21 protein-coding genes are annotated in these 18,473 nt (G+C 70.9%); 11 read left to right on the plus strand and 10 right to left on the minus strand.

Annotated features, from left to right (window positions below):
* Positions 1-26: 26 nt before the first annotated feature.
* The 3 genes from ACFRMN_RS27935 to ACFRMN_RS27945 are packed head-to-tail and all read right to left on the minus strand — an operon-like array spanning position 27 to position 1,688.
* A complete protein-coding gene (locus ACFRMN_RS27935) occupies positions 27-1,220 on the minus strand; it encodes an argininosuccinate synthase (RefSeq protein WP_383024207.1) in 1,194 nt (397 codons plus the stop codon).
* 37 nt (positions 1,221-1,257) lie between these two features.
* Positions 1,258-1,395 carry a hypothetical protein gene (locus ACFRMN_RS27940; protein ID WP_383024208.1) on the minus strand — a complete coding sequence of 46 codons (138 nt, stop codon included), beginning with the start codon at positions 1,393-1,395 and terminating at the stop codon, positions 1,258-1,260.
* A complete protein-coding gene (locus ACFRMN_RS27945) occupies positions 1,392-1,688 on the minus strand; it encodes a DUF488 domain-containing protein (protein WP_383024211.1) in 297 nt (98 codons plus the stop codon). The genes ACFRMN_RS27940 and ACFRMN_RS27945 overlap by 4 nt, the downstream gene beginning before the upstream one ends.
* A gap of 83 nt (positions 1,689-1,771) precedes the next feature.
* Here ACFRMN_RS27945 and ACFRMN_RS27950 point away from each other — a divergent pair, with 83 nt between their 5' ends.
* From ACFRMN_RS27950 to ACFRMN_RS27970, 5 genes are all read left to right on the plus strand, one after another.
* On the plus strand, positions 1,772-2,353 hold the full coding sequence (locus tag ACFRMN_RS27950) for a pyridoxamine 5'-phosphate oxidase family protein (protein ID WP_383024214.1): 582 nt from the start codon (positions 1,772-1,774) through the stop codon (positions 2,351-2,353).
* A gap of 162 nt (positions 2,354-2,515) precedes the next feature.
* Positions 2,516-3,277, plus strand: a complete 762-nt coding sequence (locus tag ACFRMN_RS27955; RefSeq protein WP_383024216.1) for a L,D-transpeptidase — start codon at positions 2,516-2,518, stop codon at positions 3,275-3,277.
* A 98-nt stretch (positions 3,278-3,375) separates the two neighbouring features.
* The gene (locus ACFRMN_RS27960; RefSeq protein WP_383024430.1) at positions 3,376-4,743 is read left to right on the plus strand and encodes a ferric reductase-like transmembrane domain-containing protein; all 1,368 of its coding nucleotides are present in this window, start codon (positions 3,376-3,378) and stop codon (positions 4,741-4,743) included.
* Between the two features lie 8 nt (positions 4,744-4,751).
* Positions 4,752-5,249: an FMN-binding protein gene (locus ACFRMN_RS27965; protein ID WP_383024219.1), complete on the plus strand. Its 498-nt coding sequence runs from the start codon at positions 4,752-4,754 to the stop codon at positions 5,247-5,249.
* Positions 5,249-6,022, plus strand: a complete 774-nt coding sequence (locus tag ACFRMN_RS27970; protein WP_383024222.1) for an FAD:protein FMN transferase — start codon at positions 5,249-5,251, stop codon at positions 6,020-6,022. The genes ACFRMN_RS27965 and ACFRMN_RS27970 overlap by 1 nt, the downstream gene beginning before the upstream one ends.
* Positions 6,023-6,142: 120 nt before the next feature.
* Here the strand turns inward: ACFRMN_RS27970 and ACFRMN_RS27975 are convergent, their stop codons facing one another.
* Genes ACFRMN_RS27975 through argC form a run of 5 tightly spaced genes read right to left on the minus strand, consistent with a single transcriptional unit; the run spans position 6,143 to position 11,034 of the window.
* Entirely contained in the window at positions 6,143-6,679 is a 537-nt protein-coding gene (locus ACFRMN_RS27975) for an arginine repressor (RefSeq protein WP_030355301.1), read from the minus strand.
* Positions 6,680-6,693: 14 nt separating this feature from the next.
* Positions 6,694-7,845: an acetylornithine transaminase gene (locus tag ACFRMN_RS27980; protein WP_383024432.1), complete on the minus strand. Its 1,152-nt coding sequence runs from the start codon at positions 7,843-7,845 to the stop codon at positions 6,694-6,696.
* A 38-nt stretch (positions 7,846-7,883) separates the two neighbouring features.
* The gene (gene argB / locus ACFRMN_RS27985) at positions 7,884-8,789 is read right to left on the minus strand and encodes an acetylglutamate kinase (RefSeq protein ID WP_383024225.1); all 906 of its coding nucleotides are present in this window, start codon (positions 8,787-8,789) and stop codon (positions 7,884-7,886) included.
* Positions 8,786-10,000, minus strand: coding sequence for a bifunctional glutamate N-acetyltransferase/amino-acid acetyltransferase ArgJ (gene argJ, locus ACFRMN_RS27990; protein WP_383024228.1), 1,215 nt, complete (start codon positions 9,998-10,000; stop codon positions 8,786-8,788). The genes argB and argJ overlap by 4 nt, the downstream gene beginning before the upstream one ends.
* On the minus strand, positions 9,997-11,034 hold the full coding sequence (gene argC, locus ACFRMN_RS27995; RefSeq protein ID WP_383024231.1) for an N-acetyl-gamma-glutamyl-phosphate reductase: 1,038 nt from the start codon (positions 11,032-11,034) through the stop codon (positions 9,997-9,999). The genes argJ and argC overlap by 4 nt, the downstream gene beginning before the upstream one ends.
* A gap of 242 nt (positions 11,035-11,276) precedes the next feature.
* Between argC and ACFRMN_RS28000 the strand changes: the two genes are divergently transcribed.
* From ACFRMN_RS28000 to ACFRMN_RS28010, 3 genes are all read left to right on the plus strand, one after another.
* A complete protein-coding gene (locus ACFRMN_RS28000) occupies positions 11,277-11,882 on the plus strand; it encodes a dihydrofolate reductase family protein (protein WP_383024234.1) in 606 nt (201 codons plus the stop codon).
* A gap of 245 nt (positions 11,883-12,127) precedes the next feature.
* Positions 12,128-13,051, plus strand: coding sequence for an LLM class F420-dependent oxidoreductase (locus ACFRMN_RS28005; RefSeq protein ID WP_383024237.1), 924 nt, complete (start codon positions 12,128-12,130; stop codon positions 13,049-13,051).
* Between the two features lie 106 nt (positions 13,052-13,157).
* On the plus strand, positions 13,158-13,520 hold the full coding sequence (locus ACFRMN_RS28010) for a hypothetical protein (protein ID WP_383024240.1): 363 nt from the start codon (positions 13,158-13,160) through the stop codon (positions 13,518-13,520).
* A 135-nt stretch (positions 13,521-13,655) separates the two neighbouring features.
* Here ACFRMN_RS28010 and ACFRMN_RS28015 read toward each other — a convergent pair whose 3' ends face one another.
* Both ACFRMN_RS28015 and ACFRMN_RS28020 read right to left on the minus strand, forming a co-directional pair.
* Positions 13,656-14,507 carry an ABC transporter permease gene (locus ACFRMN_RS28015; protein ID WP_383024435.1) on the minus strand — a complete coding sequence of 284 codons (852 nt, stop codon included), beginning with the start codon at positions 14,505-14,507 and terminating at the stop codon, positions 13,656-13,658.
* A 53-nt stretch (positions 14,508-14,560) separates the two neighbouring features.
* On the minus strand, positions 14,561-15,475 hold the full coding sequence (locus ACFRMN_RS28020) for an ABC transporter ATP-binding protein (protein ID WP_383024243.1): 915 nt from the start codon (positions 15,473-15,475) through the stop codon (positions 14,561-14,563).
* A 228-nt stretch (positions 15,476-15,703) separates the two neighbouring features.
* Here ACFRMN_RS28020 and ACFRMN_RS28025 point away from each other — a divergent pair, with 228 nt between their 5' ends.
* The 3 genes from ACFRMN_RS28025 (at position 15,704) to ACFRMN_RS28035 (ending at position 18,454) form a co-directional block, all read left to right on the plus strand.
* Positions 15,704-16,651: a MarR family transcriptional regulator gene (locus ACFRMN_RS28025; RefSeq protein ID WP_383024246.1), complete on the plus strand. Its 948-nt coding sequence runs from the start codon at positions 15,704-15,706 to the stop codon at positions 16,649-16,651.
* 153 nt (positions 16,652-16,804) lie between these two features.
* On the plus strand, positions 16,805-17,161 hold the full coding sequence (locus ACFRMN_RS28030; RefSeq protein WP_383024248.1) for a YciI family protein: 357 nt from the start codon (positions 16,805-16,807) through the stop codon (positions 17,159-17,161).
* 42 nt (positions 17,162-17,203) lie between these two features.
* Positions 17,204-18,454: an RNA polymerase sigma factor gene (locus ACFRMN_RS28035; protein ID WP_383024251.1), complete on the plus strand. Its 1,251-nt coding sequence runs from the start codon at positions 17,204-17,206 to the stop codon at positions 18,452-18,454.
* Positions 18,455-18,473: the final 19 nt, after the last annotated feature.

Here is an 18,473-nt window from a genome sequence, read left to right on the forward strand (position 1 = left end):
GGAGGCGGACTGTCCAACGGTTCGATTCAGGCGAGGTCACGCCGGGCGGCGATCTTCGACGAGAGGCCGAAGATCTCGATGAAGCCCTGCGCCTTGGACTGGTCGAACGTGTCGCCCGAGTCGTAGGTGGCGAGGTTGAAGTCGTACAGCGACTCGTCCGACTTCCGGCCGGTGACGACGGCCCGGCCGCCGTGCAGCGTCATCCGGATGTCGCCGGTGACATGCTGGTTGGCCTCGTTGATGAAGCCGTCCAGGGCGCGCTTGAGCGGGGAGAACCACAGGCCGTCGTAGACGATCTCGCCCCAGCGCTGCTCGACCTGCCGCTTGTAGCGGGCCAGCTCGCGCTCGACGGTGACGTTCTCCAGCTCCTGGTGGGCGGTGATCAGCGCGATGGCGCCGGGGGCCTCGTAGATCTCGCGGGACTTGATGCCGACGAGCCGGTCCTCGACCATGTCGATCCGGCCGATGCCCTGGGCACCGGCCCGCTCGTTGAGCTGCTGGATCGCCTGGAGGACGGTGACGGGCTTGCCGTCGAGGGCGACGGGCACGCCCTCCTTGAAGGAGATGATGACCTCGTCGGCCTCGCGGGGCGTGGCCGGGTTCGAGGTGTACTCGTACACGTCCTCGATCGGACCGTTCCAGATGTCCTCCAGGAAGCCCGTCTCGACGGCCCGCCCGAAGACGTTCTGGTCGATGGAGTACGGGGACTTCTTGGTGGTCGCGATCGGGAGGTTCTTCTGCTCGCAGAAGGCGATCGCCTTGTCGCGGGTCATCGCGTAGTCGCGGACCGGGGCGATGCACTTCAGATCCGGGCCGAGGGCGGTGATACCGGCCTCGAAGCGCACCTGGTCATTGCCCTTGCCGGTGCAGCCGTGGGCGACGGTGCCCGCGTTGTGCTTCTTCGCGGCGGCGACGAGGTGCTTGACGATCGTCGGCCGGGAGAGGGCGGAGACCAGCGGGTAGCGGTCCATGTAGAGGGCGTTGGCCTTGATCGCCGGGAGGCAGTACTCCTCGGCGAACTCGTCCTTCGCGTCCGCGACCTCGGCTTCGACGGCACCGCAGGCGAGCGCGCGCTTGCGGATGACGTCCAGGTCCTCGCCGCCCTGGCCGACGTCCACGGCGACGGCGATGACCTCGGCGCCCGTCTCCTCGGCGATCCAGCCGATGGCGACGGAGGTGTCCAGGCCGCCCGAGTAGGCGAGTACGACGCGCTCGGTCACGGGATTCTCCTTACGGTGCATTCACTGACAGGTATAACTATGCGATGCACCGTATTGTTTTGTCAACGTGCTCCCCGCGGACCGCCTCGGCGAGCAGCGGGGCATGGCTGTACCGCGTGTCCTTGGTGGCCGTGAGCAGGGTGAGCGTGTCCTCGGCGGACAGGACCTGGTTCACGCAGCCGGGGCGAGGGGCCGCTCGGGGCCGGGTCCGGCGAGCTCGGCGGCGTACCGGCCGGCGAATTCAGCGAACCGCGCCGGGTCGTTTCCGTACCACTTCCGCAGCTCGGCCGAGGGCGCGGCGTCCTTCAGCCACTCGTCCAGCGCGGCCTCGCTCTTTGCCAGTCCGCGCGGCCAGAGCCGGTCCACCAGTACCCGGGTCCCGTCGCCGGGCTCCGGCGCCTCGTACACCCGGCGCACGCGCACCGCGCGTCCCTCGGTGCCGCGCTTCGTCCTTCGCGCCTCCGTCATCGTTCCATCGTGCGACCGAGCGGGCCGTCCCACCCGTTGAAATCGGCCTTCCTTCCAGGCCCTCGGCACCGATAATCCAGAACATGGGTAAGCGTTACGAACGGATCGACGGCAGGATAAGAACCTTCATCGAGGAACAGCCCGTCTTCTTCACCGCCACCGCGCCGCTCGCGGCCGACGGCCATGTCAATCTCTCGCCCAAGGGGCGGGCCGGGACCCTCGTCGTGATCGACGAGCTGACCCTCGCCTATCTGGACTTCGGCGGCAGTGGCGCGGAGACCATCGCGCATCTGCGGGAGAACGGCCGTATCACCCTGATGTGGTGCGCGTTCACCGGACCGCCCAAGGTGCTGCGGGTGCACGGACGGGGCGAACCGGTCTTCCGGGACGACCCGCTCTGGGGCGAGTACATCCGCCTCTTCGCGGACGCCGACGGGCCCGGCGCCCGCGCGGTCATCGTGATCCACGCACAGCGGATCAGCGACGCCTGCGGTTTCGCCGTCCCCTTCATGGACTACCGGGAGGAGCGCACCCAGCACGCCGAGCACTTCGGCCGGAAGTCGGACGAGGAGTTCGCCGCGTACTGCGCGAAGAAGGACCATGTCGGGGTGAGCCTGGACGGGCTGCCGGCGCTGCCGCTGCCGCTCCCGGCGCGCGCGGACTGACAGAGCGCACCGCGCGGACCGACGGAAGGCACCGCGCGGACCGACAGACACGCGTATGACGCGTATCAGGGCGCACCGCCGTTACCTCCGGGGCCTCCGGGGCGCACCGCCGATCGGAGCAGCGGAGAGGCCGGTGCTCTCCCGGCGGCATACGGTCCGGGCATGCGCGTCGCTCTCGTACTCGGCTCCGTCCTGCTCACCGTCGCCACGCTCACGGCCGCCTCCCCCGGCGCACCGTCCGCCGGCGCACCACCCGCCGATGTGCCGTCCGCCGATGTGCCGCTGCCCGAACGGATGGCGGACACCGGCGGCGGCAGCCAGCTGATCACCGCCGAGGCCCCGGAGCCCGGGGCCACCACCGGCCGGGTGACCTGGTGGGACCGGCGCGGCGCGCGGTGGGTGGCGGCCGGTTCCGCCAAGGCCCGCTTCGGGGCGGGCGGGCTGACCGAGGGCCGGTCGCGTACGCAGGGCACCTCGACCACCCCGACCGGGATGTACGACCTGCCGTACGGGTTCGGCCTCGCGCCCGCGCCGGACGGGACGAGTGTCGGCTACCGCCCGGTGACGGAGGAGTCCTGGTGGTGCCAGGACAACGAGTCGGTGGCGTACAACCGCTGGGTGGAGGGCCTGCCGTCGGACTGCCGGCCGACGGAGGCCGAGCATCTGGCCGACTATCCGTCCCAGTACGACCTCGCGCTGGTGATCGGCTTCAACTACGACCAGCCGGTACGCGGCCGGGGCGCCGGGATCTTTCTGCACGTCAACGGCGAGGGCCCGACCGCCGGCTGTGTCTCCGTACCGGCCGACGCGATGAGCGCGGTCCTGGCCTGGGCCGATCCGGACCGCCGTCCGCACATCGCGATCGGCACGTCCTCGGGACCGACGGCGATCACGTCCGTGAGGGCCGCCGAGAGCGCGTCCTGACCGCGTCCCCGGCTGTTCCCCGGGGCCCCCGTTGAACCCTCCGCCGCTCATATCCGTATCGCCGGGCACGGAGGCGACGGAGGAGCAGTCCTGTGGCGATGTTGCACAACGGCCGGGCCGCCAGAAGGCAGACCCTGCGCGCGATCCGCCCGCGACGGTCGGGCGCACTGCCGGTGCTGGTGGTCTGCTGGGCGGGGGCGGGTGCCGTCCTGGCCCTGTGGTGGTGGAACACCCCGGTCGTCGCTCTCGACCCGGCGGAGTGGCTGACCGGAGCGGGCCGGCTGACCGGGCTGCTCGGCGGATACACGATCGCGATCGTGGTGCTGCTGATGGCCCGGATCCCCGCGCTGGAGCGGCGGGTGGGCTCCGACCGGGTGACGCGCTGGCACGCGACGGGCGGACGGTACGCGGTCGGGCTGGTGCTCGCCCACGTTCTGCTGACCGTCTGGGGGGACGCGGTCCGGGCCGGCACCGGCCTCGTGGAGCAGGGCGTCGGCGTCGTCCTCGAATATCCCCGGATGGTCGAGGCGGCGACCGGAACCGTGATCTTTCTCCTGATCGGCGGTGTCTCGGCGGGGGCGGTGCGCCGCCGGGTGCGCTACGAGACCTGGTACTACCTCCATCTGCTCACCTACGTCGCCGTCTATCTGACGTTCTGGCATCAGCTCGCCACCGGGGCCGAGTTCGTGGGGAACCCGACGGCCCGCACGGTCTGGTACGTGCTGTACGGCGCGGCGGGCGCGCTGCTGGTCCGGTACCGCGTGCTGGCCCCGATCCAGCTCAACAGGCGCCACCGGATGCGGGTCGAGCGGACCGTGTACGAATCGCCCGGCGTGGTCTCCGTACTGATCACCGGCCGGCGGCTGCACCGGCTCGGCGCCCAGCCGGGCCAGTTCTTCCGCTGGCGGTTCCTCACCGACGGGCTGCGCTGGAGCTCCAATCCGTACTCCCTGTCGGCGGCGCCCCGGCCCGATCTGCTGCGGATCACCGTCAAGGCGAACGGCGGGCACAGCGCGGCCCTGGCCCGGCTGGAGCCGGGGACCAGGGTCTGGGCGGAGGGCCCGTACGGCGCTCTGACAGCGGCCCGGCGCAGCAAGGAGAAGGTGCTGATGATCGCGGGCGGCGCCGGTATCACGCCGATGCGCGCGCTGTTCGAGACGCTGCCCGGCGGGCCCGGTGATCTGACGCTGCTCTACCGGGCCGGTAAGACCGAGGATCTGGCGCTCTGGGCCGAGCTGCGGGAGATCGCGTCGGCACGCGGCGCGCGGCTGCTGTACGCCGTCAACGGGCCGGACGGCGTGCGGCCCGAGATCACCCCGCGGCGGCTGCGGGAGCTGCTGCCGGACATCGAGGACCACGATGTCTATCTCTGCGGGCCACCCGGGCTCGCCCGTCAGTCGTACGAGGCACTGCGCGAGGCGGGCGTGCCCACCCGTCGTATCCATCACGAGTCCTTCGAACTGTGAGGCAGCCGATGAAACCGACGAGAACACCGCGTCCGCTCCGGCGGATCATGATCGGTGTCGCCGCGACCGCGTCGGGCATTGTCCTGCTGCTCGCGCTGAAGCAGCCCGGCGGATCGCCGGTGACCGGGGCGGCCGTGGGAGCGGGGACGGGTGCGGCGGGTGCCGGTACGGGAGTGTCCGCGCCGGCGGGCACCGGCGGGCCCGGGGGCGGAGATTCCATCGCCGAGGGCTCGCGGACCGTGGTCGGGGATGCCGTGGACACCCAGTACGGGCCCGTCCAGGTCCGGATCACCGTGGACGGCGGCAGGATCACCAAGTCCGAGGCGGTCCAGGCCCCCGGCGCCGACGCGCGCAGCCGGTCGGTCACCGCCGACGCCGTCCCGCGGCTCGATCAGGCGGCCGTCACCGCCCAGAACGCCCGGATAGACGCCGTCTCCGGAGCCAGCTACACCAGCCAGGGCTACCGGGACTCCCTGCAGAGCGCGCTCGACAAGGCGGGGGTCTGATGTCGTACGGCACCGCCCGACTGCGCCATGTCGAGGAATCGATGGGCACCGTCTTCTCGTTCGACATCCGCGGGGTACGGGACGAGGCCCGGGTCCGGGCCGGGCTGCACGCGGCCGTGGCCTCGCTGCACCACGCCGACGAGCTCTTCTCGCCGTTCCGTCCCGACAGCCAGATCCTGCGGCTGGGCCGGGGCGAGCTCGCCCTGTCCGCGTGTGCGCGGGAGGTCGTCGAGGTGCTGGAGCTGTGCGCGGCGGCGGAGCGGGAGAGCGAGGGATGGTTCACCACCCGCTACGCGGGCGGCCTCGATCCGACGGGGCTGGTGAAGGGGTGGGCGGTGGAGCGCGCGGTACGGATGATCGCCTCGTCCGGCGCCGGTTCGGTGTGTCTCAACGGCGGTGGCGACATCCAACTGCTCGGCGGGCCCTGGCGGGTGGGGATCTCCGACCCGCTGCGCCCCGGCGGGCTGGCCACGGTGATCGAGACCGGGGAGGGGCTGGGCGTGGCCACCTCGGGACCCGCCGAGCGGGGCTGCCATGTCCTCGACCCGTACACGGGCCGGCCGCCGGTCGGCGGGCTCGCCTCGGTCACCGTGGTCTGCCCGGAGGGGCTGACCATGGCAGACACCCGCGCGACGGCCGCGTACGCGATGGGCGAGCGGGCGCGCGGCTGGCTGGAGGCGCTGCCCGGCGCCGAGGGCTTCGCCGTCATGCCCGACGGTCGTACGTGGACGACGAGCGGCTTCCACCGCTATGTCGCCAAGGTCAGCGCCTGAGCGGAACCGGCAGCGGATCCGAAGGCGGAGGCAGATCCGCAGGCGGAAGTGGAACGGGAAGGGGAACGGGAACGGGGAGCGGATCCGGAAGCTACGGCCGGGCTCCGGACTCCCCCGCTCTCAGCGGTCGTTCTGGGCCAGCTTCAGCAGATGGTCCGCGAGTGCCTGGCCGCCCGCCGGGTCGCGGCTGATCAGCATCAGGGTGTCGTCCCCCGCGATCGTGCCCAGGATGTCGCTCAACTCCGCCTGATCGATGGCCGAGGCGAGGAACTGCGCCGCGCCCGGCGGCGTACGCAGGACGACGAGATTCGCCGACGCCTCGGCGGAGATGAGCAGTTCACCGGCGAGCCGGCGCATCCGCTCCTCCTTCGCCGACTCCCCGAGCGGGGCGTGCGGGGTACGGAAGCCGCCCTCGCTCGGGACCGCGTAGATCAACTCGCCGCCGGTGTTGCGGATCTTGACCGCGCCCAGTTCGTCCAGGTCCCGGGAGAGCGTCGCCTGGGTGACGCTCAGCCCGTCGTCCGCGAGCACCTTCGCCAGCTGGCTCTGGGAGCGCACCGGCTGCCGGTTGAGGATGTCAACGATCCTGCGGTGGCGGGCGGTTCTGGTCTGCGGTACGGACTGCCCGCCGTGCTCGGTGTCCTGGGCCTCGGTCATCGTCGTCTCGTTTCTCAGGATCGTCCATCCTCGTCGGCCGCGTCGAGAATGCCGGGCAGCGCCCCCAGGAGCGCGTCCACCTCGGTGTCGCCGATGATCAGCGGGGGCATCAGCCGTACGACATCCGGAGCGGGCGCGTTCACGAGGAACCCGGCACCCTGAGCCGCCTGTTGCACCTGGGGCGCGAGTGGCTCGGTGAGCACCATACCCAGGAGCAGACCCGAGCCGCGGACGTGGGAGACCAGCGGATGGCCAAGGCCCTCGATACCGTTCCGCAGTTTCTCGCCGAGCCGCTTCACCTGGTCCAGGAGTCCGTCGGCGGCGAGCGTGTCCAGTACGGCGAGTCCGGCGGCGCAGGCGACCGGGTTGCCGCCGAACGTCGTACCGTGCTGGCCGGGCCTCAGCAGCTCGGCCGCCTCCCCGAACGCGACCGCCGCGCCGAGCGGCAGCCCGCCGCCGAGCCCCTTGGCGAGGGTGACGACATCGGGCTCGACCCCTTGGTGCGCCTGGTACTCGAACCAGTTCCCCGTCCTGCCGACGCCCGTCTGGACCTCGTCGAGCACCAGCAGGGTGCCGGTGGCGCGGGTGATCTCCCTGGCCGCCTCCAGATAGCCCCTGGGCGGCACGACCACGCCGTTCTCGCCCTGGATCGGCTCGATGATCACGAGGGCCGTCTCTTCGGTGACCGCGGCGCGCAGCGCCTCGGCGTCCCCGTACGGGACGTGGGTGACATCACCGGGCAGCGGCCGGAAGGGCTCCTGCTTCCCGGCCTGGCCGGTGAGGGCCAGCGCGCCCATCGTGCGGCCGTGGAAGCCGCCGTCGGTGGCGACCATGTGCCGACGGCCCGTCAGCCGGCCGATCTTGAAGGCCGCTTCGTTCGCCTCGGCGCCGGAGTTGCAGAAGAAGACCCGGCCGGGGCGGCCGAAGAGCTGGATCAGCCGCTCGGCGAGCGCGACCGGCGGCTCGGCGATGAAGAGGTTGGAGACATGGCCGAGGGAGGCGATCTGGCGGGAGACGGCCTCGACAACGGCGGGGTGCGCGTGGCCGAGGGCATTGACCGCGATGCCGCCGACGAAGTCGGTGTACTCGCCGCCGTCGGCGTCCCGGACCCTGGCGCCCTCGCCGTGGACGAGGGACAGCTTCGGCGTACCGTAGTTGTCCGCCATGACGCTCCGCCAGCGCTGCGCGAGCTCCTCGTTGCCGGTCACTTCGCGGGTCCTTCCTGTCCGTCGGGCACGACCATCGTGCCGATTCCCTCGTCGGTGAAGATCTCCAGCAGGATCGAGTGCGGGACCCGGCCGTCCAGTACGCGCGCGGTGGTGACGCCGTTGCGTACGGCGAACAGACAGCCCTCCATCTTCGGCACCATGCCGCTGGACAGCTCGGGCAGCAGCTTCTCCAGCTCGGTGGCGGTGAGCCGGCTGATCACGTCGTCGCTGTTCGGCCAGTCCTCATACAGCCCCTCGACATCGGTGAGGACCACCAGCGTCTCGGCGCCCAGCGCGGCGGCGAGCGCGGCGGCGGCGGTGTCGGCGTTGACGTTGTAGACATGGCCGTCGTCGGCGCTGCGCGCGATGGAGGAGATGACCGGGATCCGGCCGTCCGCCAGCAGCGCTTCGATGGCGCCCGTGTCGATCGCGGTGATCTCGCCGACCCGGCCGATGTCGACCAGCTCTCCGTCGATCCGCGGCCGGTGCCGGGTCGCGGAGATGGTGTGGGCGTCCTCGCCGGTCATTCCCACGGCGAGCGGGCCGTGCTGGTTGAGCAGTCCGACCAGCTCGCGCTGGACCTGCCCGGCCAGCACCATCCGTACGACATCCATCGCCTCGGGCGTGGTGACCCGCAGCCCGGCCTTGAACTCGCTGACCAGACCGTGCCGGTCGAGCTGGGCACTGATCTGCGGTCCGCCGCCGTGCACGACGACCGGCTTGATGCCCGCCTGCCGCAGGAAGACGACGTCCTGCGCGAAGGCAGCCTTCAGCTCCTCGTCGATCATCGCGTTGCCGCCGAATTTGATGACGATGGTCTTGCCGTTGTGCCGGGTGAGCCAGGGCAGCGCCTCGATGAGGATCTGTGCCTTGGGCAGCGCGGTGTGCTTACGGGCGGTCATGAGCTGTACGCGCTGTTCTCGTGGACGTACTCGGCGGTGAGATCGTTGGCCCAGATGACGGCGGAGTCCGTGCCCGCCGCCAGATCGGCGGTGATCCGTACCTCGCGGTACCGCATGTCTACGAGGTCGCGGTCCTCTCCGACGGAGCCGTTCTCGCAGACCCAGACGTCGTTGATGGCGACATTGAGCCGGTCGGGCTCGAAGACCGCGCCCGTGGTGCCGATGGCGGAGAGCACCCGGCCCCAGTTGGGGTCCTCGCCGTGGATGGCGCACTTGAGGAGGTTGTTGCGGGCGATGGAGCGGCCCACCTCGACGGCGTCGTCCTCGGTCGCGGCGTTGATCACCTCGATACGGATGTCCTTGGAGGCGCCCTCGGCGTCGCCGATCAGCTGACGCGCCAGATCGGCGCAGACCGTACGTACCGCCTCGGCGAACTCCTCCTCGCCGGGCGTCACCCCGGACGCGCCGGAGGCGAGCAGCAGCACGGTGTCATTGGTGGACATGCAGCCGTCGGAGTCCACCCGGTCGAAGGTGGTACGGGTGGCGGCGCGCAGGGCGGTGTCCAGGACCGGCGTCTCGATGTCGGCGTCGGTGGTGAGGACGACGAGCATGGTGGCGAGGCCGGGGGCGAGCATGCCCGCGCCCTTGGCCATGCCGCCGACCGTCCAGCCGTCGCCCTGGACCACCGCGGTCTTGTGCACCGTGTCGGTGGTCTTGATGGCGATGGCGGCCTTCTCGCCGCCGTGCGCGGAGAGCTCGGTGGCGGCCTTCTCGATGCCGGGGAGCAGCTTGTCCATGGGGAGCGGCAGGCCGATCAGCCCGGTGGAGGCGACGGCGATCTCTCCCGCGCTGTGGCCGTCCGCGCCATCGCCGTCGGCGCCATCGACGCCGGTGCCATCGACGCCGGTGCCGCGCCCGCTGAGGACTTCGGCGGCCTTCTCGGCGGTGGCATGGGTGTCCTGGAAGCCCTGCGGCCCCGTACAGGCGTTGGCGCCACCGGAGTTGAGGACGACGGCGGTCACCGCGCCGCCCCTGAGGACCTGCTCGGACCAGAGGACCGGCGCGGCCTTGACACGGTTGGAGGTGAAGACGCCCGCGGCGGCGCGGCGCGGACCGTTGTTGACCACGAGGGCCAGGTCCGGGCCGCCGTTCTCCTTGATTCCGGCGGCGATGCCCGCCGCCGTGAATCCCTTCGCTGCGGTGACGCTCAAGGTGCCACTCCGATCGTGGAAAGTCCGGTGTCCTCGGGGAGTCCGAGGGCGATGTTCATGCTCTGCACCGCGCCACCGGCGGTGCCCTTGGTCAGGTTGTCGATGGCGCTGATCGCGATGATGCGGCCCGCGGACTCGTCGTGGGCGACCTGGATCTGTACGGCGTTGGAACCGTAGACGGACGCCGTGGCGGGCCACTGCCCCTCGGGGAGCAGATGGACGAAGGGCTCGTCCGCGAAGGCCTTCTCGTACGCGGACCTGACGTCCTGCGCCGTGGTGCCGGGCCTCGCCTTGGCGGAGCAGGTGGCGAGGATGCCGCGGGGCATGGGTGCGAGGGTGGGCGTGAAGGAGACGGTGACCCGCTCCCCCGCGGCCTCGCTGAGGTTCTGGATCATCTCGGGGGTGTGCCGGTGCCCGCCGCCGACGCCGTACGGGCTCATGGAGCCCATGACCTCGGAGCCGAGCAGATGCGGCTTGGCGGCCTTGCCCGCGCCTGAGGTGCCGGACGCGGCGGTGATCACGGCCTCGGGCTCGGCCAGCCCCGCCGCGTACGCCGGGAAGAGCGCGAGCGAGACGGCGGTGGGATAGCAGCCGGGCACCGCGACGCGCTTGGCCCCCTCCAGCGCGGCACGGGCACCCGGCAGCTCGGGAAGGCCGTACGGCCAGGTCCCGGCGTGTGCGGAGCCATAGAACCGCTCCCAGTCCGCCGCGTCCTTCAGCCGGAAGTCGGCGCCCATGTCGACCACAAGCACCTCGTCACCGAGCCGTTCGGCGACGGCCGCGGACTGGCCGTGCGGCAGCGCGAGGAAGACGACCTCATGCCCGGCGAGGACGTCGGGCGTGGTCGCCTCAAGCACCCGGTCGGCCAGCGGCAGCACATGCGGCTGAAGCCCACCGAGCCGCCGGCCCACGCTGGAGTTGCCGGTGAGGGCGCCGATCTCGATCCCGGGGTGGCCGAGAAGCAGACGGAGCAGTTCCCCGCCCGCGTACCCACTGGCTCCCGCCACCGCGGCACGTACCGTACGAACAGCCATCGAAAAACCCTCCTCAGCGATGGCATGACTATACGTTTCGCCGCAGCTTTATGCAATGACGGACTCGGCCACCGCCGAGCCGGCTGTGACCGAGCGCTTCAGTTGGCCCCTGAGCGTTTTACTTGGCCCGGCTGAGCGTGACGGTTTGCCGGGCCGTTTTCTCGTTTACTCCACAGCGCGGCCGATGAGTTTGTGGCTCCCGGCCGGTCCAAGCTCGTGACACCTCAGGAAAGGACACCGCCATGTCGGAGCTTCTCGTCGACTTCATCACCTCCCTCGACGGCCACGCATCGGGAGAGGGGTGGCCCGGGTTCTGGGGCCTTGAGGGCCCGGAGTACCTCTCATGGCTCGGCGAGCAGCCCGAGGCCACCTATCTGATGGGAGCGAACACCTACCGCCTGATGTCGGGCTTCGCCGCAGGCGAGGTCCCGAGTGGCCAGGACGAGTTCAGGCCCGAGGAGGAGGCGTCCGTCGACGAGCTCACGCGAGCTTCCAAGGTGGTGTTCTCCTCCTCTCTCAAGGAGCCCCTGACATGGGCCAACTCCACGCTCGTCCGCGACGACGCTGTCGAGGCGGTCCGCGCCATGAAGTCGAGTGGCTCGGGGCTCCTCAGCACGATCGGCAGCCTCAGCCTGTGCCGGTCCCTGCTACGAGCCGGACTCGTCGACCGCTTCCGGGTCGTGATGTTCCCGGTGATCACCGGGGCCACGTGCGAAGAACGCATCTACGACGGCTATCCGGACGTTGCCCTCGACACGATCGAGCACCGCACCTTCGACGGCCGCATCCAGCTGGTCGAGTACAAGCCCCGCGTGCTTGAGCACCCGCCGCTCGGCGTCCCTGCGTGACGACGCCCCGTCCGCCGCTCTGGACGGCCGCCAGGCCGACGCCGGCGGGCGGCCAACGTCAGGGCGCCCGGCCCACCTGGACCCGAGCCGTCGCAGGTCAGCCCATGTACGCCCGCCCAGGCCGCGGTCTCCGCAAACACCGGCTCCACGCCGGACAGGACCTGGGTCCTCGGTTCACACAGCTGACAAGAAGCCGTCACACGACTACCGGAATGCGAGAACGGCCGACGCTGGTTCACACCGACATGACTGTGGGAGTAGCACTCAACGCGACCGGTCCCGACAATCAGATCGACACCACCGTACGGCTGGCACAGGAGGCCGCCGCGGCGGGACTGCGGTCCGCTTGGTTCGGGCAGACCTTCGGCGCCGACTCGCCTCAGCTCGCGGCGATCGTCGGGCGTGAAGTCCCGGGCCTTCAGGTGGGCACGTCCGCGATCCCCGTCTTCGGACGCCACCCGCTGGTCGTCTCCAGCCAGGCCCTGACCGCGCAGGCGGCCACGCACGGCCGGTACCACCTCGGGCTCGCGCTCGGCACCAAGCTGCTGACCGAGGGGGGTTTCGGTATCCCGTTCGAACGGCCCGTCGCGCGTCTGCGTGAATTCCTCACCGCTCTGCGGCAGTTGACCGAGACCGGCACCGCCGACTTCCGCGGTGAGCTGATCACCGCGCACACGCCGATGCCCGCGCGCGTGCCGGGGGCCGACGCCGGTGTGCCGCTGCTCGTCGCCGCGATGGGGCCACAGGCGCTGCGTGCCAGCGGTGAGCTCGCGGACGGGATCCTGCCCTATCTCGCCGGGCCCCGCGCCCTGGCCGAGCACATCGTCCCCGCCGTCACCGCGGCGGCGGAGGCCGCGGGACGGCCCGCGCCCCGGATCGTGGCTCTCGTGCCCGGCGTGGTCACCGACGACGTCGACGCCGTACGCGAGAAGGCCACCGAGCAACTCGCGTTCTACGAGCAGATCCCGTCCTACGCGCGGGTCATCGAGCTCTCCGGCGGCAAGCGGGCCGCCGATGTGGCCGTGATCGGCGACGAGGAGACGGTCGCCGCCGAGGTACGGCGCTACCGGGACGCCGGGGCGACGGAAGTGGTTTTCTCGGCGACGGAGATCGCGGGGGACGCCGACCGACGCCGTACCTGGGCACTCCTGGGGGAGCTGGCGGGCTGAGCCGGCGACCGGCGGGGCGGCTCCCCGACCATGAGCGGTCAGTCGCACGGGTGAGGTTGCGCCGAACCTCCGCGTCCGCCGTGCGGCTGTCGCTACGGTGACCGGCATGGACGCCAAGGACGCACCCCGCCCTGAGGAGGAGTGGCCTGTGCCTCCTTCCTGGATGTGGAGCTGCCACGACTGCGACAGGCTGTACAAGGCGATGAAGCGCGCGCCCGAGGTGGTGGAAGCGGCGCGGGCGGCGGGTGACCCGGGGGTGGATTACGACCCCTTCGACTCTGTGGTGACGACACAGATCCGGCTCGCCCAGCACATCGCCGCCGCGCACACTTCGGAGGTGCCCGCGGTCGACCCGGCGTGCGAGCGGTGTATGTCGGACACGTCGAGTCGGCGGATCCCCGACGAGATGGTCCTGGAGCACCGTGCCCGCCATCTGTTCGCGCCGCCGCGCATCGTCGGCTTCATGTGACGGGATGACGATCACGATCAGGGCGCCGTGACCGTCACCCGCCCTGCCCGCCCCACTCAGAGGCCGCGCGGACAGGTGGGGCGGCGTCGCCTGTCCGCGCGGCCTCTCAGTCGTTCCCCGTCCGCCTCGCGTTCCCTATCCGACTCGCCGCAGAGCCTTCTCGCGGCGCTCGGCCACGCTCGAACCCGACTCCCGGCGCGCCATCCGGCGCAGCACCATCGGCGCGACGACCAGACCGATCACCGCCCAGGCCCCCAGCACGCCGACGGTCTCCAGGTGCCGCCAGGACGCGCCGATCTCGACGCCGACCGCGCTGTCCGGGAGCAGGGCCGAACGCATGCCCAGGCCGAGCCAGTAGATCGGGAACACCTGAGCGACCCCTTGCAGCCACTCCGGCATCGAGGTGAGCGGGTAGAAGATGCCGGAGATCGCGATCATGCCGAGCACCGGCAGTTGGATCAGCCCTTTGCCGCGCGCACTGGAGAACACCGATCCCAGGATCGCGCCGAGGGGCAGGGTCGCCACCATGCCGAGTACCAGCACCCAGACCAGGGTCAGCCAGGCCCCCGGGCTGCCGACCGTCAGACCGTCGATGAGGAGCATCCCGGGAATCAGCAGGATCGCGAGATCGGCGAGCAGACCGCCGGAGACCGTGACGACCTTGCCGACGAGATAGCTCGGCATCCCGTTCGGTGTCGCCCTGGCGCGGAGCAGGGTGCCGTCCTCGCGTTCGGCGGTGAGCACTTGACTCATGCCGACCATGCCCATCGCGACATTCATCCCCAGAACGCTCGGCAGGGCCAGGGTGCCGAGGAGGAGTCCGCCGGTCCCGAACTCCGTGTCCCGCAGGAAATACAGGACAACCAGCATCAGCACCGGCCAGAGCAGATGGGACAGGAGATCCCCGCCGTTCGTGAACGACTGCCGCAGCTCGATCACGCCGCGCTTCCAGCCCACCCGTATCGCTCCGGTCGCCCGCGCGACCATGGCCGACCGTGCCGCAGTCGCCCGCGTCGCCGTCGTCGCCCGTACCGCCGCGGTCACAGGGCCGGCTCCTTCGACTCGCGCGCCTCGGCTTCGCCCTGCCGTACCAATGCCAGATAGCTGTCCTCCAACGAGGCCCGGCGGACCTCCAGTTCGCCGATCGCCGCGCCGTACCGGCTGAACAGCCCGCGTACGAATTCCGTCGACTCGGTGGTCGAGGCCGCGAAGTGCTCACCGTCGCGGGTCCAGCGCACCTCGTCGTCGGCGGCGGTGCGTCGCGCCAGTTCGTCCGTCGAGCCGTCCGCGACGATCCGGCCCCCGGCCAGGATCATGACGCGGTCGGCGAGTTTCCCCGCTTCGTCAAGATCGTGCGTGGTGAGCAGGATCGTGGTGTCGTGCTCCTCGGCGAGCCGGCGGACGAGGTCGTGGAACGCGTACCGGGCCTCCGGGTCGAAGCCCGCGGTGGGCTCGTCCAGAAACAGCACTTCGGGGCGGCCCACGATGCCGATCGCCACGTCGAGCCGGCGCCGCTGCCCACCGGACAGTGTCTTGATCTTCTTGCCCGCGTGCGCGGTGAGGCCCACCGCCTCGATGAGTTCGTCGGTGTCCCACGGCCGCCGGATCAAATCGGTGGAGTAGGGCGCGTAGTACGTACCGAGGTGGGCGAGCAGTTCACGCACCCGCCATTTGCCGTGGTCACGCCAGGATTGCAGGACGACCCCGAGCCGTGACCGCCATCGTTCTCCGCCGTACGCCGGATCCGTGCCCAGCACCTCCACCCGGCCCGCCGATCGCGTCCGGAACCCCTCCAGGATTTCGATCGTGGTGGTCTTGCCCGCCCCGTTCGGGCCCAGCAGGGCCAGTACCTCCCCGTGGTGTGCCCGGAAGGTCACCTCGCGCAGGACATCGTTCGTGCCGTACCGCATACGCAGCCCGTCGACATCGAGTACCGCTTCCTCGCTCGCCGTCATCAACTCACCTTCATGCCCTCACCGGATTCTCTTCAGAACGCCGTGAAGGCTACGTTGCGTTTTACCACCCATCAATTAAGGAAGGGTCCAACCTTCCTCATTTCTCGGGAATTTCTGACGTCTATTGCAATGAGATTGCGAGTGAACGCAACCGGCGACAGGCCAATCGTTGCAATGTGCTGATCGTGAACGCATACTGGGCCGACAGCCGAAGGAAGGCGCGAACCAATGCCGGGAGGCAGGCTCACCCACCAGGACCGCCGGAGCATCGCCGCAGGACTGGCCGAGGGGCTCGGGTACGCCGAGATCGCCAGGCGGCTGGACCGGCCGACGTCGACCATCAGCCGGGAGGTGGCCCGTAACGGCGGCTCGGACGGCTATCTCGCGGACCACGCCCACTACTCCACCGAGCGGCGAGCCCGCCGACGCGGGCCGGTCCCGCCGCCCCCGGAGTCCCCCGGGCCCTCTGCCGCAGCCGACGCCCACGGGCGCGAGCCCGAGGCGGTCCACGGCTTCGCGGAGGAGTTCGCGGCGCTGATGGTCGCGAACGGGCTGCCACGGATGGCGGCGCGAGTGCTGGCCCGTCTGGTCACCACCGACTCGGGCGCCCTGACCGCCGCTGAACTGGTGCGAGGTCTGCGGGTCAGCCCCGCGTCGGTGTCCACAGCCATCGGCTATCTCGAAGGGCTGGATCTGGTCCGGCGCGAGCGCGATCCCCGGCAGCGCCGCGAGCGTTACCTCATCGATGACGATGTCTGGCTCCGGACCTGGCTGACCAGTGCCCGGACGAACGCGATGCTGGCGGACGTCTCCCGGCGCGGAGCCGAGATCCTCGATACCGCCACCCCCGCCGGAGCCCGGCTGGACCGGATGCGGCAGTTCTTCGTACAGCTCAGCGACGACATGGCCGGCGGGCCGACGGCCGCCGTCTTCAGCGACACTCTCACCGTGCTCGCCGCGCTGGTGCACGCCGGGACACCACGCACCGCGGACCAGCTGGCGGGCGCGCTGGGGTGGCCCCTGGAGCGCGTCGCCGACGCCCTGGACAGCGCCGAGCGGCACCCCGACATCGCCGATCCGGTCTCCCTGCGGTACGACGAGAGCGGCGCCCGCACCGTCACCGCCAGGCCCGGCCGGCTCACCCCCGCGCAGCGCGAGGCGCTTGGTCACCCGTAGAGACCAGGATCCGGTGCCGGATCGGTACGGGACAGGCCGGTCCGGAAAAATCTTGGAAGATTTCCGGAGGAGCTGTCGATCCGGCCGTATCCCGTTCGACGCAAGGGTGTGAGAGGCGGGGAGAGCCCCTGCCCTCCCGACCGAGGAGTCACCATGCCGCGTTTTCTGACGATGGTCCGCATCGACGACCGGAATGCCCCCACCGAGGGCCCCGACCCCGAGTTCGAGGCGCGCATGGGCGCACTGTTCGAGGAGATCACCAAGGCCGGGGTCATGCTGGAGACCGCGGGACTCGCCCCGACGTCCGAGGGCACCCGGATCACCTGGTCCGACGGCAAGCTCAGCTACACCGACGGGCCCTTCACGGAGAGCAAGGAAGTCATCGGCGGCTACTCCCTCACCCGCTGCGAGGACAAGGCGGAGGCCCTGGAATGGGCGAAGCGGTTCCTTGAGGTCCACCCGGAGAACTGGACCGTCTCCGTCGAGGTCCGCGAGATCGCCGAGGGCTGACCGGGCCGCGCTTGCCGCACCCCGGCACGGCTGCTCTGATGGGTGGTCGTGACCTCAGCAAGCGCGACCGAAACGGTCGAAGCGGTCTTCAGGATCGAGTCCGCGCGGATCATCGCCGGTGTCGCCCGCGTCGTACGGGACGTGGGCATCGCCGAGGAAATCGCGCAGGACGCTCTGGTCGCCGCGCTGGAGCAGTGGCCGGAGTCGGGCGTCCCGGACAGACCGGGCGCCTGGCTCATGGCCACCGCCAAGCACCGCGCCATCGATCTCGTACGCCGCAAGGAGACCTACGCGCGCAAGCTTGCGGAGGTCGGCAGAGCGCTGGAGGACGTGGCGCCACCGCCCGAACCCACGGGCGAGGACGACATCGACGACGATCTGCTGAGGCTGATCTTCACCGCCTGCCATCCCGTGCTGTCGACGGAGGCCAGGGTCGCCCTCACGCTGCGGCTGCTGGGCGGGCTGACGACGGAGGAGATCGCCCGCGCGTTCCTGGCCCCGGAACCGACGGTCGCCCAGCGCATCGTCCGCGCGAAACGGACGCTCGCCAAGGCCGGGGTCCCCTTCGAGGTCCCGGGCGCCGCCGACCGGGCCGCCCGCGTCTCGTCGGTCCTTGAGGTCATCTACCTCATCTTCAACGAGGGCTACTCCGCGACGGCCGGGGACGATCTGGTGCGCCCCGCCCTGTGCGAGGACGCGCTGCGTCTGGTGCGTGTCCTGGCGGGCCTGATGCCCGAGGAGCCCGAAGTCCACGGTCTGGCCGCGCTCCTGGAGCTCCAGTCCTCGCGCATCGCCGCCCGCACGGGCCCCGACGGCGAACCGGTGCTGCTCGCCGACCAGAACCGGCACAAGTGGAACCGCATGCTCATCCTCCGCGGCGTCGAGTCCCTGCGGCGCGCGGGCCACGGCCCGTACTCCGTCCAGGCCGCGATCGCCGCGTGCCACGCGCGGGCGGTGCGCTACGAGGACACGGACTGGACCGCGATCGCGGCGCTGTACGGCCGGCTGATGGCGCTGACCCCGTCCCCGGTGGTGGAGCTGAACCGAGCGGTCGCCGTTTCGATGGCGGAGGGCCCCGCGGCCGGGCTGAAGCTGGTGGACGCCCTGACGGAAGGACCGGCCCTCAAGGGCTATCACCTGCTGCCGAGCGTCCGGGGAGATCTGCTGGAGCGCCTGGGCCGGGGGGAGGAGGCGCGCGCGGAGTTCGAGCGGGCCGCCTCCCTGACCCGTAACGCACGCGAGCGGGCGCTGCTCCTGGAACGGGCCGGCCGAGCCGCTTCCGCCTCGGAATAGGCCCTACGCGTACGAGCAG

Source organism: Streptomyces sp. NPDC056835, assembly GCF_042789485.1.
In the GTDB taxonomy this organism is placed as follows: Bacteria; Actinomycetota; Actinomycetes; order Streptomycetales; family Streptomycetaceae; genus Streptomyces.

What these genes read in the sequence shown, in the direction of transcription:
- ACFRMN_RS27945 (WP_383024211.1), bottom strand. Translation starts at nt 1,688, where the DNA reads ATGACGGAGGCGCGAAGGACGAAGCGCGGCACCGAGGGACGCGCGGTG.
- ACFRMN_RS27950 (WP_383024214.1), top strand. Translation starts at nt 1,772, where the DNA reads ATGGGTAAGCGTTACGAACGGATCGACGGCAGGATAAGAACCTTCATC.
- ACFRMN_RS27955 (WP_383024216.1), top strand. Translation starts at nt 2,516, where the DNA reads ATGCGCGTCGCTCTCGTACTCGGCTCCGTCCTGCTCACCGTCGCCACG.
- ACFRMN_RS27960 (WP_383024430.1), top strand. Translation starts at nt 3,376, where the DNA reads ATGTTGCACAACGGCCGGGCCGCCAGAAGGCAGACCCTGCGCGCGATC.
- ACFRMN_RS27965 (WP_383024219.1), top strand. Translation starts at nt 4,752, where the DNA reads ATGAAACCGACGAGAACACCGCGTCCGCTCCGGCGGATCATGATCGGT.
- ACFRMN_RS27970 (WP_383024222.1), top strand. Translation starts at nt 5,249, where the DNA reads ATGTCGTACGGCACCGCCCGACTGCGCCATGTCGAGGAATCGATGGGC.
- ACFRMN_RS27975 (WP_030355301.1), bottom strand. Translation starts at nt 6,679, where the DNA reads ATGACCGAGGCCCAGGACACCGAGCACGGCGGGCAGTCCGTACCGCAG.
- ACFRMN_RS27980 (WP_383024432.1), bottom strand. Translation starts at nt 7,845, where the DNA reads ATGGCGGACAACTACGGTACGCCGAAGCTGTCCCTCGTCCACGGCGAG.
- argB (WP_383024225.1), bottom strand. Translation starts at nt 8,789, where the DNA reads ATGACCGCCCGTAAGCACACCGCGCTGCCCAAGGCACAGATCCTCATC.
- argC (WP_383024231.1), bottom strand. Translation starts at nt 11,034, where the DNA reads ATGGCTGTTCGTACGGTACGTGCCGCGGTGGCGGGAGCCAGTGGGTAC.
- ACFRMN_RS28000 (WP_383024234.1), top strand. Translation starts at nt 11,277, where the DNA reads ATGTCGGAGCTTCTCGTCGACTTCATCACCTCCCTCGACGGCCACGCA.
- ACFRMN_RS28005 (WP_383024237.1), top strand. Translation starts at nt 12,128, where the DNA reads ATGACTGTGGGAGTAGCACTCAACGCGACCGGTCCCGACAATCAGATC.
- ACFRMN_RS28010 (WP_383024240.1), top strand. Translation starts at nt 13,158, where the DNA reads ATGGACGCCAAGGACGCACCCCGCCCTGAGGAGGAGTGGCCTGTGCCT.
- ACFRMN_RS28015 (WP_383024435.1), bottom strand. Translation starts at nt 14,507, where the DNA reads ATGGTCGCGCGGGCGACCGGAGCGATACGGGTGGGCTGGAAGCGCGGC.
- ACFRMN_RS28020 (WP_383024243.1), bottom strand. Translation starts at nt 15,475, where the DNA reads ATGACGGCGAGCGAGGAAGCGGTACTCGATGTCGACGGGCTGCGTATG.
- ACFRMN_RS28025 (WP_383024246.1), top strand. Translation starts at nt 15,704, where the DNA reads ATGCCGGGAGGCAGGCTCACCCACCAGGACCGCCGGAGCATCGCCGCA.
- ACFRMN_RS28030 (WP_383024248.1), top strand. Translation starts at nt 16,805, where the DNA reads ATGCCGCGTTTTCTGACGATGGTCCGCATCGACGACCGGAATGCCCCC.